This window comes from Nonomuraea sp. NPDC049625, assembly GCF_040675285.1.
In the GTDB taxonomy this organism is placed as follows: domain Bacteria; phylum Actinomycetota; class Actinomycetes; order Streptosporangiales; family Streptosporangiaceae; genus Nonomuraea; species Nonomuraea angiospora_A.
The window spans coordinates 290,983-303,988 of record NZ_JBFAOQ010000010.1; the positions used below are offsets into that span (position 1 = coordinate 290,983).

Annotated in this window: 16 protein-coding genes; 15 read left to right on the top strand and 1 reads right to left on the bottom strand. The window is 73.7% G+C overall.

The window, feature by feature from the left end; genetic code table 11:
• The first annotated feature begins 76 nt into the window (after positions 1–76).
• The 4 genes from AB0J87_RS38315 to AB0J87_RS38330 are packed head-to-tail and all read left to right on the top strand — an operon-like array spanning position 77 to position 2,204.
• The gene (locus AB0J87_RS38315; RefSeq protein WP_363973767.1) at positions 77–715 is read left to right on the top strand and encodes a TetR/AcrR family transcriptional regulator; all 639 of its coding nucleotides are present in this window, start codon (positions 77–79) and stop codon (positions 713–715) included.
• Complete coding sequence (locus AB0J87_RS38320) at positions 712–1,005, top strand: DUF6204 family protein (RefSeq protein ID WP_363973770.1); 294 nt, start codon at positions 712–714, stop codon at positions 1,003–1,005. Before AB0J87_RS38315 ends, AB0J87_RS38320 begins: the two co-directional genes overlap by 4 nt.
• A gap of 27 nt (positions 1,006–1,032) precedes the next feature.
• The gene (locus AB0J87_RS38325; RefSeq protein WP_363973773.1) at positions 1,033–1,599 is read left to right on the top strand and encodes an XRE family transcriptional regulator; all 567 of its coding nucleotides are present in this window, start codon (positions 1,033–1,035) and stop codon (positions 1,597–1,599) included.
• A 41-nt stretch (positions 1,600–1,640) separates the two neighbouring features.
• Positions 1,641–2,204, top strand: a complete 564-nt coding sequence (locus AB0J87_RS38330; RefSeq protein WP_363973775.1) for a GNAT family N-acetyltransferase — start codon at positions 1,641–1,643, stop codon at positions 2,202–2,204.
• Here the strand turns inward: AB0J87_RS38330 and AB0J87_RS38335 are convergent.
• A complete protein-coding gene (locus tag AB0J87_RS38335) occupies positions 2,188–3,021 on the bottom strand; it encodes a MurR/RpiR family transcriptional regulator (RefSeq protein ID WP_363973778.1) in 834 nt (277 codons plus the stop codon). The two genes, AB0J87_RS38330 and AB0J87_RS38335, sit on opposite strands and share 17 nt — an antisense overlap.
• Before the next feature lie 64 nt (positions 3,022–3,085).
• Here AB0J87_RS38335 and thrC point away from each other — a divergent pair, with 64 nt between their 5' ends.
• The 11 genes from thrC to AB0J87_RS38390 all read left to right on the top strand — a co-directional run bounded on the left by thrC (position 3,086) and on the right by AB0J87_RS38390 (position 13,006).
• Entirely contained in the window at positions 3,086–4,150 is a 1,065-nt protein-coding gene (gene thrC / locus AB0J87_RS38340; protein WP_363973780.1) for a threonine synthase, read from the top strand.
• A gap of 103 nt (positions 4,151–4,253) precedes the next feature.
• The gene (locus AB0J87_RS38345) at positions 4,254–4,862 is read left to right on the top strand and encodes a biotin transporter BioY (protein ID WP_350730561.1); all 609 of its coding nucleotides are present in this window, start codon (positions 4,254–4,256) and stop codon (positions 4,860–4,862) included.
• A gap of 7 nt (positions 4,863–4,869) precedes the next feature.
• Entirely contained in the window at positions 4,870–6,231 is a 1,362-nt protein-coding gene (locus AB0J87_RS38350) for an AMP-binding protein (RefSeq protein WP_363973784.1), read from the top strand.
• 1 nt (position 6,232) lies between these two features.
• Positions 6,233–7,426: a thiolase family protein gene (locus AB0J87_RS38355; protein ID WP_363973787.1), complete on the top strand. Its 1,194-nt coding sequence runs from the start codon at positions 6,233–6,235 to the stop codon at positions 7,424–7,426.
• On the top strand, positions 7,423–8,097 hold the full coding sequence (locus AB0J87_RS38360; RefSeq protein ID WP_350730556.1) for an ABC transporter ATP-binding protein: 675 nt from the start codon (positions 7,423–7,425) through the stop codon (positions 8,095–8,097). Before AB0J87_RS38355 ends, AB0J87_RS38360 begins: the two co-directional genes overlap by 4 nt.
• Complete coding sequence (locus AB0J87_RS38365; protein WP_355196443.1) at positions 8,094–8,699, top strand: energy-coupling factor transporter transmembrane protein EcfT; 606 nt, start codon at positions 8,094–8,096, stop codon at positions 8,697–8,699. Before AB0J87_RS38360 ends, AB0J87_RS38365 begins: the two co-directional genes overlap by 4 nt.
• 54 nt (positions 8,700–8,753) lie before the next feature.
• Entirely contained in the window at positions 8,754–9,098 is a 345-nt protein-coding gene (locus AB0J87_RS38370) for a metalloregulator ArsR/SmtB family transcription factor (RefSeq protein ID WP_192784068.1), read from the top strand.
• Positions 9,098–9,718 carry an SRPBCC family protein gene (locus tag AB0J87_RS38375; protein WP_363973793.1) on the top strand — a complete coding sequence of 207 codons (621 nt, stop codon included), beginning with the start codon at positions 9,098–9,100 and terminating at the stop codon, positions 9,716–9,718. The genes AB0J87_RS38370 and AB0J87_RS38375 overlap by 1 nt, the downstream gene beginning before the upstream one ends.
• Positions 9,719–9,841: 123 nt before the next feature.
• The gene (locus AB0J87_RS38380) at positions 9,842–10,630 is read left to right on the top strand and encodes a hypothetical protein (protein WP_363973796.1); all 789 of its coding nucleotides are present in this window, start codon (positions 9,842–9,844) and stop codon (positions 10,628–10,630) included.
• Positions 10,630–12,339: a peptidoglycan-binding protein gene (locus AB0J87_RS38385; protein WP_363973798.1), complete on the top strand. Its 1,710-nt coding sequence runs from the start codon at positions 10,630–10,632 to the stop codon at positions 12,337–12,339. Before AB0J87_RS38380 ends, AB0J87_RS38385 begins: the two co-directional genes overlap by 1 nt.
• A complete protein-coding gene (locus AB0J87_RS38390) occupies positions 12,332–13,006 on the top strand; it encodes an ABC transporter ATP-binding protein (protein WP_363973801.1) in 675 nt (224 codons plus the stop codon). Before AB0J87_RS38385 ends, AB0J87_RS38390 begins: the two co-directional genes overlap by 8 nt.

The following is a 13,006-nucleotide window of genomic DNA, read 5'->3' on the forward strand; positions in this document are numbered from 1 at the left end:
GATCATGTCGCGCTCGGCGCTGTCCATCCGGCCCAGAAAACTGCAATGGACTCCAAATTTGGAGTAGACTCCAGGAATGGTGGAGGGGCTTCGGGAGCGGAAGAAGCGGCAGACCCGGCAGCGCATCATCGGCGTGGCCATCGGCCTGTTCGTGGAGCGCGGCTTCGAGCACGTCACGATCGCCGAGGTCGCGGCGGCCGCCGAGGTGTCGGTGAACACCGTCTACAACTACTTCCCGGCCAAGGAGGACCTCGTCCTGCCGCCGGAGGAGGCCTCGCCGCACCGGCTGGCCGACATCGTGCGGGAGCGCCCGCCCGGTCAGTCGGCGGCCGGGGCGGTGCTGGCGCGGCTGCGTGCGGAGGTGCGCGGGCGCGAGCGCCAGGTGGGGCTGACGGAGGGGTTCGGGCGGGTGCTGGAGATGATGCGGGCCGCGCCCACGCTGGCCGCCCGGCTGGACGACCTCGGCCGCCGGATGACCGACGAGCTGGCCGTCGTGCTGGCCGAGGAGACCGGGGCGGCCGAGGGTGATCCGCTGCCGCGCGTGGCGGCCTGGCACATCGGGTGCCTGCACGCGCTGGTCTACGCCGAGATCGGCCGGCGGACGGTCGCGGGCGAGCCGCCCGACGCCATCGCCACCGCCGTGCTGGAGCTGATGGATGTCGCAGAAGGGCTGCTGGGCGAGCGTGTCCTGGCCTATGCCGTACGAAAGGGATGACCGTGTTCAGGGTGACGATCAGGGGCAAGTTCAAGGGGCTCGACGACGCCGGGCGGGCCGCCGTGCTGGCCGCGAGCGGCGCAGCGTACACCGAGGCCGGGACCTTCACCCACGACGCGGGCGTCACGGCCTTCACCTTCCGCTGCCAGGTGCCCGCCGGGCCCGACGACGGCGAGGACGAGGCGGCGCTGGGGGCGATGGAGGCGCTGGAGGCGCACGGGCATCCGTACGAGATCCTGCAGCTCGCGGTGACCGACATGCGCGACATCAAGGTGCGGCGTCGCCGCTGATCCCACATATGGGATATGTTCTCTTATATGAGACAGATGGAGGAGGTCGAGGTCCGGCTCGCCGGGCGGCTCGCGGAGCTGCGCGTCGAGCGCGGCTGGTCGCTGGAGGAGCTGGCGAGCCACTCGGGGATCAGCCGCTCGACGCTGTCGCGGCTGGAGCGGGGAGAGATCAGCCCGACCGCCGCGCTGCTGGGCAGGCTGTGCGCCGTCTACGGGCGTACGATGTCGCGGCTGCTGGCCGAGGTGGAGGCCGAACCGCCGCAGCTCGTACGGGCGGGGGCGCAGGCGGTGTTCCGGGATGAGGAGTCCGGGTTCGTCCGGCGTTCGGTGTCGCCGCCCCACCCCGGGATGCGGGGCGAGGTCGTGGAGGGCAGGCTGCGGCCGGGAGCGGACATCTCGTACGACGCGTCGCCGGTGCCCGGGCTCGAGCAGCACATCTGGGTGCTGGAGGGGGCCGTGGAGATCACCGCCAACGGTCACACGCACACCGTGGAGGCGGGAGACTGCCTGCGCTTCCGCCTGTGGGGGCCGTCCCGCTTCCGTTGCCCAGGCCCCGACCCGGTCCGGTACGCCCTCCTGATCGTCCTCCCATGACCCACAGCCCTTCGTCCCCTGGAAGACCCCGGAGGAGTCCCATGCCCGCCATCGAGCGCCTGACCGCCGACGACTTCGACGCCGACGTCAAGGAGCTGGCCGGCCTGCTGGTCGACGTCGTGGACGGCGGCGCGTCCGTGGGCTTTCTCGCGCCGTTCGGCCACGAGGAGGCCGCCGCCTGGTGGCGGTCCCAGGCTCCGGCGGTGGCCGACGGCAGCCTCCTGGTGTGGGTGTGCCGCGACGGGAGCGCCGTCACCGGCCCCGTCACCGGCACCGTCACCGGCCCCGTCACCGGCACCGTCAGCCTCGCCCTGGCGACCAAGCCGAACGCCCGCCACCGCGCCGAGATCGTCAAGCTGATGGTCCACCGCGAAGCCCGCGGCCGGGGCCTGTCGCGCGCACTGCTGGCCGCCGCCGAGCAGGCCGCCCTCGACGCCGGGGCGGACCTGCTGCTCCTGGACACCGAGACCGGCAGCACCGCCGAGCACGTCTACCGCACGGGCGGCTGGACCCGCTACGGCGTCGTCCCCGACTACGCCGGATCCCCGGACGGCACGCTCCAGGACTGCAGCTTCTTCTACAAGAAACTCACAGCGTCCGGGTGAGCGCGTCGAGGTCGGCCAGCCGCTCGGTGGGGGCCAGGCGGGCGGCCGTGGCGACGAGCAGCAGCTCGGTGACGGCGATCTCGTGGGCGAGCGGCGCGATCGGCCCGGCGGCCTCGCGCGGCAGCCTGATCAGCACCTCCGCCTCGGCGGCCAGCGGCGACTCCCATGCGTCGGTGACGAGCACCAGCCGCGCTCCCCGGGCGCGCGCGGCTTTGACGAAGCGGGCGGTGCCGGAGGAGTAGCGCCGGAAGTCGTACGCCACCACGACGTCGGACCCCTTCAGATCCAGCACGGTACGCGCCCGGGCCGGCACGGAGTCGGGCACCCGGTGCGCGCCGGGCCGCAGGCTGGCCAGCTGGCGGATCAGGTATTCGGCGGCCAGCTCGCTCAGCGGCCCGCCCAGCGCCCACACCGTCCTGGCCTCGGCGAGCAGGGCCGCGGACGCGTCGAGCAGGGGATCCGTGGCGGCGGCGAGCGTGCCGTCCAGCCCCGCGCGCAGGTCCTCGGCGGCCTGCCGCAGCTCGGGGCTGGCGGCGGGGGAGTCGGGTGCGCGCGAGACGAACTCCAGCAGCCGCGACCGGCCCCGCGCCCCGTCGCGCACCGCGGCCTGGAAGTCGGCGAACCCGCCGTACCCCAGCCGGTCGAACAGCCGCGACGCCGTCGGCGGGCTCACCCCGGCGCGCTCGGCCAGCGCCCGCAGCGAGCCCAGCGCCGCGAACGGATAGTCGTCGAGCAGCACCCGCACGATCGCCCGCTCCCCGGGCGGCAGCTCGGGATAGACGGCGCTGAGGCGGTCGGCCACCGGATCGTTCTCCACAATGACAAATGTTACATCAATACCGGCTACCCAGGTTCGCGAAACGAATGTTACGGTGCGGGGCATGAGAACCTGGCATGGCCTGATCGACAGCGACTACCGGCGCTGGCTGCCGGTCACCGCCGACACCCCCTCCATCTCGCTCAACGAGGGCAACACCCCGCTCCTGCGCTCCGCGCACCTGTCGGAGCTCACCGGCTGCGAGGTCTGGCTGAAGGTCGAGGGCGCCAACCCGACGGGCTCGTTCAAGGACCGCGGGATGACGGTGGCGATCAGCAAGGCCGCCGAGGCCGGGGCCCAGGCCGTCATCTGCGCCTCCACCGGCAACACCAGCGCCTCGGCCGCCGCCTACGCCGCCCGCGCCGGGGTGACGGCCGCCGTGCTGGTCCCCAAGGGACGGATCGCGCTCGGCAAGCTGAGCCAGGCCGTACGCTACGGCGCCGAGATCGTCGAGATCGACGGCAACTTCGACGACTGCCTGCGCGTGGCCCGCGAGCTGGCCGCCCAGCACCCGATCGCGCTGGTCAACTCGGTCGGCAACGAGCTGCGCCTGGCCGGGCAGCGCACGGTCGCCTACGAGATCGTGGACGCCCTCGGCGAGGCGCCCGACGTGCACTGCCTGCCGGTCGGCAACGGCGGCAACATCACCGCCACCTGGGGCGGTTACCGCAACTACCACGGCGCCGGCCTGGCCGGGCGGCTGCCGCGCATGTGGGGCTTCCAGGCGGCCGGAGCGGCCCCGCTCGTCCACGGCGCTCCCGTGGCGGCTCCGCAGACGGCGGCCAGCGCGATCAGCGTGGGCAACCCGGCCACCTGGGACGGCGCCGTGGCCGCCCGCGACGAGTCCGGCGGGCTGATCGAGGCGGTGACCGACGAGCAGATCTTCGCCGCGTACCGGCTGCTGGCCCGCCGCGACGGCGTCTTCGCCGAGCCCGCCTCGGCGGCCGGCGTCGCGGGCCTGCTCGACCGGCACGAGCGAGGCCTGCTGGAGCCGGGCCTGCGGATCGTGATCACGCTCAGCGGCAACGGCCTGAAGGACCTGGACGCCTCCCTGCGCGGCGGCTACTCCTCGACGGAGACCTCCTCGTCCGCCTCCGACGTGGCCCGGGCCCTCCGCCTGGCGGCCTGACCGCAGTTGTGGAGAAGGTATCGATCGTTAGCAGAGGAACACCCGGAAAGTTGTGGGATCTCTCCATGCCTGAACGGTGCGGTTCTGGTGTGGGATCGTCCCCATGATGGATGCATCGAAGCGGCGCGGGTTCCCCACGGGCGACCTGGCGCGGGTGGCCGTGTTCGCGGCGCTGATCGCGGTGCTGGGCGTGCCCGGCTCGTTCAACCTGTTCGGCAATGCGGTCCCGATCACGCTCCAGACCCTCGGCGTGATGCTGGCGGGGGCGATCCTCGGCACGTGGCGGGCCGCGCTGGCCGTGGTGGTGCTGCTCGTGCTGGTCGCCGTCGGCCTGCCGCTGCTGGCGGGCGGGCGGGGCGGGCTCGGCGTGTTCGCCATGCCGTCGGCCGGATACCTGATCGGCTGGATCCCGGGCGCGGCGGTGACCGGCTGGCTCGTCGAGCGCGCGGGCCGCAACCCGGGGATCTTCCCGCTGATGGTGGCGTGCCTGGTGGGCGGGATCGGGGTGGTCTACCTGTTCGGCATCCCCGTCCAGTCGCTGGTCACCGGGGTGTCCCTGGGCGCGACGGCGGTGTCCAGCCTCGTCTTCCTGCCCGGCGACCTGATCAAGGTGGTGCTCGCGTCCGGCGTGGCCAGGGGCACGCAGCGGGCCTACCCGGACGCGGTCCCGGCCGTGCACCGCGAACGGCTGCGCTCCGGCGGGGGGCGTTGACCGCTCGATGCCCGTTGCACAACACGTGATGCGGCACGCCGCCGAACGCCCTTCGCGCCCGGCGGTGTGCGGCACCCAGGGCGAGCTCACCTATGCCCAGCTCGCCGAACGGATCCACGGCGCCGCCCGCCACCTGCTCGGCCGCGGGATCGGCCCGGGCGCGCTGGTCTCGATCGGCCTGGCGGACCCGGTCGAGCTGCTCACCGCCGTGCTCGCGGCCGACCTGGCGGGCGCGACGCCGCTGGTGGGCGACCCCGCCTGGGACCGGGAGCGGTGGTCGAGCGTCGCCGCCGCGGCCGGGCCCGGTTTCCTCGTGGACGCGCCGCTGCCCGGGGTGGCGGGTCCGGCGGTGCGGCACGACCCGGAGCCCGGGGACCGGGCGTGGGCGTGCTTCAGCTCGGGCAGCACCGGCCGGCCGCGCGCGATCGTGCGCACCCGCGCGTCGTGGACGGAGTCGTTCCCGCACCTCGGCGAGCTGGCCGGGATCGGCCCGGACGACGTCGTGCTGATCCCAGGCCCCCTCGTCTCCAGCCTGTACGCCTTCGCCGCCGTCCACACCCTGGCCACCGGGGCGACGGCCCTCCTTCCCGGCCGCCGGCCCTCCCGCACGCTGCCCGGCCTGCTGGCCAGGGCCACGGTCGTGCACCTGGTGCCGCACCGGCTGCCCGACGTGCTGGAGCACCCGGGGGCGCTGCGCGTGGCCGTCGTCGGCGGCGCGGCCCTCGACCCCGGCACCCGGGCGGCGGCCGCCCGGGCGGGGGTCCGGGTCGTGTCCTATTACGGGGCGACGGAGCTGTCGTTCGTGGCGGTGGACGCCGACGGGGGCGGGCTGCGCCCTTTTCCGGGCGTGGAGATCGAGGTCAGGCCCGACGGCGGGCTCGGCGAGGTGTGGGCGCGTTCGCCGTGGCTGGCCGACGGATATCTGGGCGATGCCGCGGGCCCGTTGCGCCGGGACGCTGACGGTTGGGCGAGCGTGGGAGACGTGGCGGAGCCGTACCGGGTAGGAGAGGTGCTGCGGGTACGCGGCCGGGGTGACGGCGCGATCCAGACCGGGGGCGCCACCGTCGTGCCCGAGGACGTCGAGGAGGTGCTCAGGAAGGTGCCCGGTGTGGGGGACATCGTCGTGATCGGCTCGCCGCACCCGTCGCTGGGTGCGGTGGTCACGGCGGTCATCGAGGCCGAGTGCGCCACGCCGCCGCCGCGCGCGCTGCTGGAGGCGACGGCCAGGGGCGGCCTGGACGAGGCGCAACGGCCACGCCGCTGGTACGCGGTGCCGAGCCTGCCCCGCACCCAGACCGGCAAGCCCGCCCGAGCCCTGGTCGCGGCCCGGCTGGCGGGCGGCGACCCCGACATCCGGCGGCTGATCTGACATGCGCGACTCCGATCCGCGCCACGAAGCCGCGACCCGGACCCTCGGGGACGAGCCCGTCGTCGTGGCGGCCCGGCGCACCCCCATCGGGACGGCCGGGCACGCGTTCAAGGGCGTGACGGTCGATCGGCTGGCCGCGCCCGTGATCGCCGCCGTGGCGCGCGAGCTGGCCGGGCGGCGGGTGGACGACGTGGTGCTGGGCAACTGCATGGGGCCCGGCGGGAACGTGGCCAGGGTGTCGGCCCTGGCGGCGGGCCTGGGGCACGAGGTGCCCGGCTTGACGGTGGACCGGCAGTGCGGCAGCGGGCTGGCCGCGATCCTGGTGGCCGGTCAGGCCGTCCGGGCGGGGGAGATGGACCTGGTGATCGCGGGAGGGGTGGAGAGCGCCTCGACCGCGCCGCTGCGTACCCATCGGGGTGCCATGGAGCCGTACCCCAGGGCGCCCTTCGCCCCGCACGGTCACCCCGACCCCGACATGGGGCCGGCCGCCGAGGCGCTGGCGGCGGCGCGCGGCGTCAGCCGGGCGCGCCAGGACGCCTACGCCTGCCGCAGCCACGCCAGGGCGCTGGCCGCCCGCGAGGCGGGCCGGTTCAAGGAGGAGATCGTCCCGATCGGCGGGCGCCGCGACGACCAGCGGCCCCGGCCGCTGCGGGCGGCGTCGCTGGCCCGGTTGCCCGCGGCCTTCGTGGCGGACGGTACAGTGACGGCCGGTAATTCCTCCCCGGTCAGCGACGGCGCCGCGGCCGTGGCCATCGTGCCCGAGCGGCTGCGCGCGGGCCTGCCGGGGATGCGGCTGGTGGCCGGGTCCGTCGTCGGGTGCGATCCCGAGCTGCCCGGGTGGGGTCCGGTGCCGGCGGTGCGGCGGGTGCTGGCGCGTGCGGGGGTGGAGTTGGAACAGGTCGCGGCGGTGGAGATCGTGGAGGCGTTCGCGGCGCAGGTGCTGGCCGTCACCGACGCGCTCGGGATCGACGCCCTGGACGACGATCGGGTGTGCGCCGACGGCGGTGCGCTGGCCCTGGGGCATCCCTGGGGCGCCACCGGCGCGGTCGTGGTGACCCGGCTGTTCGGCCGCCTCGTGCGCGGGGGAGCCCCGCCGGGGACGCTGGGCCTGGCGACGGCCGCGGTGGGCGGCGGGCTCGGCGTGGCCGCCCTGTTCGAGGTGGTCGGCACCGGCCGGGACGGAGCGCGGGCGTGATCGAGTTCGCCGACGTGCGCGTACGCCTCGGCGCCCGCGACGTCCTCAACGGCGTCACCGCCGCCCTGCCCGAGCGGCGGATCGGCGTGGTCGGCGCCAACGGCTCGGGCAAGAGCACCTTCGCCCGCCTGATCAACGGCCTGGCCCTGCCCACCTCGGGCAGCGTCACCGTGCTCGGCCTCGACACCCGCCGCCACGCCGCCAAGATCAGGCGGGGCGTCGGATTCCTGTTCACCGACCCGGACGCGCAGATCGTGATGCCCACCGTGGCCGAGGACGTGGCCTTCTCCCTGCGCCGCAAGGGCCTGGCGCGCGAGGAGGTCGAGCGGCGCGTGCACGACGTGCTCAACCGGTACGGCCTGGCCGGGCACGCCGACCACCCCGCCCACCACCTGTCGGGAGGCCAGAAGCAGCTGCTCGCCCTGTGCTCCGTCATGGTGCTCGAACCGGACATCCTCGTCATGGACGAGCCGACCACACTGCTGGACCTGCGCCACTCCCGCCAGGTCGCCGACCTGCTGCGCGAGCTGCCGCAACAGGTGCTGGTGGTCAGCCACGACCTGCCGCTGCTGGCCGACTTCGACCGCGTCCTGGTGCTCGACCAGGGCCGCGTCGTCGCCGACGGCACCCCCGACGAGGCCATCACCCACTACCGGAAGATCATGTCGTGAACGGCCTCACCGGCGCCTACGTCCCCGGCTCCTCGCCGCTGCACCGGCTCCCGGCCGGCGCCAAGCTGGCGGGGCTGGCGCTGGCGTGCACGGGGCTGGTGCTGCTGAGCTCGCCGCTCGCGCTGGCAGGCGCGGCGGTCGTGGCGGCCGGCCTCTATGCGCTGTCCGGGGTCGGCGTGGCGGCGGCGTGGGCGCAGGTCAGGCCGGTGCGGTGGTTCGCGGTGGGGCTGTTCGGGATGCAGTGGGTGCTCGTGGACCTGCCGGGGGCGGTGTCCACGACGCTGCGCGTGGTCCTCGCGGTCGCGCTGGCCGGGCTGGTCACGCTCACCACCCGCACCTCGGCCATGATGTCGGCGCTGGAGCGCTGCCTGTCGCCGGCCAGGTTCGTGGGTCTGGACCCGTTCCGGCTGTCGTTGCTGCTGTCGCTGACGGTACGCAGCGTGCCCGTCGTGGCCGCGCTGGCCACCCGCGTCCGGGAGGCCCAGCGGGCCAGGGGCGTCGAACGCAGCTTCCGGGCCTTCGCCGTGCCGCTGGTGGTCGGCTCCCTCCGGCACGCCGACGCCCTCGGTGAGGCCCTGAGCGCCCGCGGCCTGGACGACTGAGCGCAGGCTTACCCCAGGTTTGACTTATATAAGCCCATCCTGAACAATCAGGTCGTGCACGCATTCGACGTCCTCGGCGATCCGGTCCGGCGGCGGATCCTGGAGCTGCTGGCCGCCGGTGAGCAGAGCTCCGGAGAGCTCACCGGCGTCATCCAGCGCGAGTTCGGCATCTCCCAACCGGCCGTCTCCCAGCACCTGCGGGTGCTGCGCGACAACGGCTTCGCCAGCGTACGAGCCCAGGGCACCCGGCGGCTCTACGCCGTCGAGCCGGGGCCGCTGCAGGAGGTCGATCTCTGGCTGGAGCGATTTCGGGGCTTCTGGACCCAACGACTGGACGCGCTGGCGACGGAGCTGGCCCGCGGCAAGCGCGAGCGCCGCATGAACGAAAAGGACACCTGATGGATATCGTGGACGAGCTGCTCAAGGCGCAGCGCGAGGTGAAGGACGGCGACGTCAAGAGCGTGGTGCTGCGACGGCACTACGACGCCGAGGTCGAGGACGTCTGGGACGCCTGCACCGACGCCGAGCGCCTGTCCCGCTGGTTCCTGCCGGTGAGCGGGGACCTCCGGGTCGGGGGGACGTACCAGCTCCAGGGCAACGCGGGCGGGGAGATCCTGCGCTGCGAGCCGCCCAGCCTGCTGAAGGTCAGCTGGCTGTTCGGCGCGAACCCCGGCTTCTCCGAGGTCGAGGTGCACCTGTCCGCGCAGGACGGCGGCACCCTGTTCGAGCTGCGCCACAGCGCCGAGGTGCCGCCGGAGTTCTGGGGGCGGTTCGGGCCGGGCGCGACCGGCGTGGGCTGGGACCTGTCGCTGCTGGGCCTGGCCCTGCACCTGTCGACCGGTGGCGACACAGGGGTCGACGAGGCAACGTTCCACGAGACCGGCGAGGGGCGGCGCTACATCACCGAGAGCAGCCGGGCCTGGGGCGAGGCCCACCTGGCCGCGGGCGGCGAGCCGGACGAGGTCGCCGCGGCCGTCGCCGCCACCACCGCCTTCTACGCCCCCGAACCGGAGCGTTGATACGCGGCGGATACACGGCTGAGCACGCGCGGATACCCGGTCAATACAGATCGGCCGGGAGAGGGCTCCAAAGTGGCCACGGCGTCGCGAAGGGCGGCGTGAGTCACCGGGAAGGAGTCCCCGATGCGTGTGCTGATGTGCGGTCTGCTCGGTCTGGCGGTGCTGACCGGCTGCGGGGGAGACCCGGCCCCCGCGGCCGACGGCGGTGGCGGTGCCACGATGGACAAGGCCCGCGAGCGCGAGACCGTCATCGCCACCTGCATGAAGCAGAAGGGTTTCGCCTACACCCCCTCGGTCAGCCCGCCCAGGAAGTCCGCGGCGAACCCCGCTGACTACGCGGCGATGAAGGCCGAGCGCGGCAAGAACGGCTTCGGCGTCTTCTCCGCCGTCGTCTATCCGAAGCCGCCGGAGACACAGGCCCCGGACCCCAACCAGGCGACGATCGACGGCCTCTCCGGCGCCAGGCGGGACGCCTACCTCAAGACCCTGAACGAGTGCCGGGTCACCGCCCTCCGGCAGGTGAACGGCCTCAAAGCCACCTCGGTCGCCGACTACCAGGACCAGATGGCCACGGAGATCGAGAACATCGACAAGACTCTCGACGGCGACCCCAAGCTGCTGGAGCTCGCCGCGCCGTTCGCCGAGTGCCTGAAGTCCAAGGGAGAGCGGGTGACCTCCGAGAAGCCGGTCGCGCTGAGCGGCCGCGGCGTGGTGCTCTGGAGCGAGCAGGCCGACCGGCTCGGCAAGGCGGGCACCGTCACGGCGGAGGCCGCCAGGCCGTACCTCGCCAGGGAGATCAGGTCGGCGCTGGTCGACCTGGAATGCGGCAAGGACTTCTACGCCGCCTTCATCCCCCTGCAGAAGCGGCTCACCAACGAGGCCAGGGTGAAGTACGGGTTCCAAGAGCGGTGATGCGCACCCCTCGCGGAAAGCTGCTGCTCGTGCTGGCCGTGGTCCTGGCGGTCGCGGGGACCGGCTGGGGAGTGGCCGCCCTGCTGCGCTCCCCGGCCGACGAGGCGGCGGCGCGCAAGCCGCCCAGACCGTCGCTGGTCACCGTCGCGGTCGAGCGGCGCAAGCTGGTCGCCACCGTCGTCGTCAGCGGCGCGCTCGAGTACGGCTCGCCTTATCCGGTGTCGCTGGCCGGGGTGGTGGGCGGCAGCGAGACCACTCAGCGCGCGACCCGCGCTCCCCGGCGGGGCACCCTGGCGGAGGGCGCGGTGATGATGGAGGTGAACGGGCGTCCGGTGTTCGTCTTCTCCGGCACGGTGCCGATGCACCGCAGCATCGTCTCCGGCGCCAAGGGGGCCGATGTCGAGCAGTTGCAGAAGGCGCTGCGCAGGCTCGGTCACCGCGCGCCCGCGACCGGCGTGTTCGACCGGGCGACCGTCGCCGCGGTGTCGCGCTTCTACGCCAAGAAGGGCTATGAGGCGCAGCAGCCCACCTTGGAGCTCCGGCAGAAGCGCGACGACCTGCGCCGGGCCGTACGGACCGCCCAGGAAGTGCTCGCGACCGAGCGCATGGCTCTTGACCAGGGCAAGGATGTGCTCCCGCTGAAACTCAAGCTCGCCGGCGCCCGGCAGGATCTCAAGGAGGCCGAACAGGCGCTCGGGAGCGCGCGGGCGCAGGACCGCACCACCGAGGACGAGGCCAAGGTCGAGGCCGCCGAGAGCGCCGTACGGGCGGCCGAGGAGAAGCTGCTGGCGGCCCAGCAGGAGCTCGCCCAGGCCACCGCGACGCCCACCGCCGCGCCCAGCCTCGGGCCCAGCCCCACGGTGAGTGCCACGGCCGGGCCGCCCGCCGACACCCGCCTGCTCGAACTCCGGGTCGCCAACGCCCGAGCGGATCTGGCCGCCGCCAGGTCGGCGCTGGAGCGCGTACTGAAGGAGGCCGGGATCACGCGGGCCGCGCGGCTGACCGAGCTGGGGAAGAACGTCCGGCTGGCGCGCGAGGCGGTCGCCACCGCCGAGCAGGCGCTCCGGCAGGCCAGGCAGCTCTCGCCCGTCAAGCTGAAGGTGGCCAACGCCCGGCGTGACCTGGCCGCGGCACGGGCGCTGCTGGCCGAGTTCTCCCGCACCTACGGCGTCACCGTCCCGCCGGGAGAGGTCGTCTTCCTGCCCAGGCTGCCCGCCCGCCTGCACAAGCCGGCCGTCAAGGCGGGCGAGCCGGTGGACAAGTCGGTCGCCACGGTGACCAGCGCCTCGTTCGTGGTCTCGGGCTCGGTGGACGTGGCCGAGGCCGAGCGGGTGAAACCCGGCCTGAACGCGAGCATCGAGACCGAGGCCGGCAAGACCGTCCCCGGCACGGTGACCTCCCTCGGCGGACGCGACGCGAAGGGCGCCGTGCCGGTGACGATCACTCCCACGTCGATGAAGGGCCTCAAGAAGCTCGCCGGCGCGCCCGTCACGGTTCGCGTGACCATCGGCGCCACCGACCGGGAGGTGCTCGTGGTCCCCGCCGCGGCGGTCGTCACCGCCGCGGACGGCCGGGCCCGGGTGCAGGTGGAGATCGCGCCCGACCGGACCAAGGAGGTCGAGGTACGCACCGGCCTGTCCGCCGACGGGGCCGTGGAGGTGACCGGCGAGCTCAAGCCGGGCGACCTGGTGGTGATCAACAGTGCCTGAGCCGGTCATCCTGCTCGACGGCCTGACCAAGGAGTTCCCCGCCGACCCTCCCGTCAGAGCGCTCTCCGCCGTCACCCTAAGAGTTGAAAAATCGGATTATGTCGCCATAGTTGGCCCCTCGGGGTCCGGGAAGTCCACGCTGCTCAACACGCTCGGCCTGCTCGACCGGCCGACCAGCGGCAGCTACCGGCTCGACGGCATCGAGACCACCACCTTGAAGGATGGTGCTCGGACCACCATCCGCGGCAGCCGGATCGGCTTCGTCTTCCAGTCCTTCCACCTGTTGCCGCACCGCAGCGTGCTGGAGAACGTCATGCTGGCCGAGGTCTACGGCGCGGCACCGCGCGCGGGGCGGCGGAAACGCGCGCTGCGGGCCCTGGAGCGGGTACGGCTGTCGCACCGGGTGGACTTCCTGCCCGGCAGGCTGTCCGGCGGTGAGCGGCAGCGCGCCGCCATCGCCCGCGCCCTCATGGGCGAACCGTCGCTGCTGCTGTGCGACGAACCCACCGGCAACCTCGACAGCAGGAACACCGACGCCGTGCTCGACCTGTTCGACGAACTGCGCGCCCAGGGGATGACCATCGTGGTCATCACTCACGAGACCGACGTGAGCGACCGGGCCGCGCGCCGGGTGCGCATCACCGACGGCGTCCTCACGGAGGAGTAG

Bases quoted from the DNA above. Each gene is read 5' to 3' on its own strand.
- AB0J87_RS38315 (WP_363973767.1), top strand. From the start codon at position 77: ATGGTGGAGGGGCTTCGGGAGCGGAAGAAGCGGCAGACCCGGCAGCGC.
- AB0J87_RS38320 (WP_363973770.1), top strand. From the start codon at position 712: ATGACCGTGTTCAGGGTGACGATCAGGGGCAAGTTCAAGGGGCTCGAC.
- AB0J87_RS38325 (WP_363973773.1), top strand. From the start codon at position 1,033: ATGAGACAGATGGAGGAGGTCGAGGTCCGGCTCGCCGGGCGGCTCGCG.
- AB0J87_RS38330 (WP_363973775.1), top strand. From the start codon at position 1,641: ATGCCCGCCATCGAGCGCCTGACCGCCGACGACTTCGACGCCGACGTC.
- thrC (WP_363973780.1), top strand. From the start codon at position 3,086: ATGAGAACCTGGCATGGCCTGATCGACAGCGACTACCGGCGCTGGCTG.
- AB0J87_RS38345 (WP_350730561.1), top strand. From the start codon at position 4,254: ATGATGGATGCATCGAAGCGGCGCGGGTTCCCCACGGGCGACCTGGCG.
- AB0J87_RS38350 (WP_363973784.1), top strand. From the start codon at position 4,870: ATGCCCGTTGCACAACACGTGATGCGGCACGCCGCCGAACGCCCTTCG.
- AB0J87_RS38355 (WP_363973787.1), top strand. From the start codon at position 6,233: ATGCGCGACTCCGATCCGCGCCACGAAGCCGCGACCCGGACCCTCGGG.
- AB0J87_RS38375 (WP_363973793.1), top strand. From the start codon at position 9,098: ATGGATATCGTGGACGAGCTGCTCAAGGCGCAGCGCGAGGTGAAGGAC.
- AB0J87_RS38380 (WP_363973796.1), top strand. From the start codon at position 9,842: ATGCGTGTGCTGATGTGCGGTCTGCTCGGTCTGGCGGTGCTGACCGGC.
- AB0J87_RS38385 (WP_363973798.1), top strand. From the start codon at position 10,630: ATGCGCACCCCTCGCGGAAAGCTGCTGCTCGTGCTGGCCGTGGTCCTG.